Here is a 1534-nt window from a genome sequence, read left to right as displayed (position 1 = left end):
ACGGACGCGCGTGTCGCCGTCCTCCTCGGGGATGCCGACCAGGTCCTCGACATCGAACATCCGGGCGATCGGCACGTCCGTGCTGCTGTGGGCCACGATCGAGAAGGCGATGCACACGGCGATCAGGGTGTACGCCCGCTCGGCCTGCGGAATGCCCGACTGCAGCACCAGCAGGCCGTAGACGACCGACGCGAAGCCCTTAGGACCGAACCACGCCGCGGTCAGCTGCTCGCGCCGCTCGATACCGGACCGAGCCAGCGAGACCAGCAGCGAGGCCGGGCGTACGAGCACGATCGCCAGCACCACCGCGACATACCCGCCGAGGGACAGGTCGCCGAACAGGCCGGGGGTGAGCAGGCTGCCGAAGACCAGCAGAGCGGCGAACTTGCTCAGCTCCGCCAGCGCCCCACCGAGCGGCTCGAACGCCGCCTTGCCCTGCGGGGACACCGACGCCAGCACCGCACCCGCGGAGAACGCCGCCAGGTACGGATTGGCGTGGGTGAGGTGGCAGGTGGCGTAGAGGATGACGCCGGTGGCCAGCGGGAGCAGGGGCTGGAGCTTGGGTTCGGCGCCCAGCAGTGGCAGCCGTACGACCGATGCCACCAGCAAGGGCAGCACGATTCCCAGGGCCAGTCCGCCGACGAGCTCCAGGCCGATGTGCGGCAGGGAGTCGTCGGCGGCCCCGGCGGCCGGCCCCGCAGCCGCGATGAGCACCAGCACCACGGGCAGCGCCAGACCGTCGTTGAGACCGCTCTCCACGTTCAACAGCTGCCGCAGCCGGGCCGGGACCTCCCGGCGGCCGACGATCGCCGACGCGAAGACCGGGTCGGTGGGCGCCAGCACCGCACCGACGAGGAAGGACGTCGTCCAGTCAAGGCCCACCAGCCAGTGGGTGAGCAGCGCCATCCCGGCGAAGGCCAGCGGCATGCCGATGCCCAGAGCCCGGACCGGGTTGCGCCACGCGGCACGCAGCGAGGGGAAGGAGACGTGCATGCCGTCGGTGAACAGCACCGTGAACAGGGCGAGGTCGGCAGTGGTCGCGACGATCCCGCTGTCCGCGGTGATGTGGACCAGGCCGAGCACCCCGTCACCGACCAGCGCGCCACCGACAAGGAACAGCAGCGAGGTCGACAGGACGGACCGGGCCGCAAGCCCCGACAGCAGCACGGCCGTCAGCAGCGCGGCCCCGAAGACCACGATCAGTACCACGGATATCGCCCCCGAGTCAGCGAAGAGAGAGTTCTCTCGTACCGCCGACCAGGCTTCCCGGCACACCACAATCGAACTTACACGATCCGTACGACTTCTTGACAGTCCTCTTGCACCCCGGTCGATCGGGCTCGCCGTATGTGTGCTGTCAGCTACCGGCGGTGAGGGCCCGCCAGCCCTGCGAGGGCTTCTGGCCGACCTCCAGCGACCGCAGCCGCTCCAGCACCGCCGGGTCCTGCGCGTCCAGCCAGTCCACCAGCTGCCGGAAGGACACCATGCGGATGTCCTTCGCGCCGAGGGAGGAGATGTGCTCCAGGGTGCGCTG

1 protein-coding gene is annotated in these 1534 nt (G+C 70.1%); it reads right to left on the bottom strand.

The annotated features are described in order from the left end of the window. Nucleotides 1–1209: cation:proton antiporter (locus HCN08_RS34420; RefSeq protein ID WP_167987308.1), on the bottom strand; the 1209-nt coding region annotated here is incomplete at its 3' end. Nucleotides 1210–1534: the final 325 nt, after the last annotated feature.

Origin of the sequence: Actinacidiphila epipremni, from assembly GCF_012034175.1 — a bacterium.
Taxonomy (GTDB): Bacteria; Actinomycetota; Actinomycetes; order Streptomycetales; family Streptomycetaceae; genus Actinacidiphila; species Actinacidiphila epipremni.
This window is presented reverse-complemented; position numbering and strand designations above follow the sequence as displayed.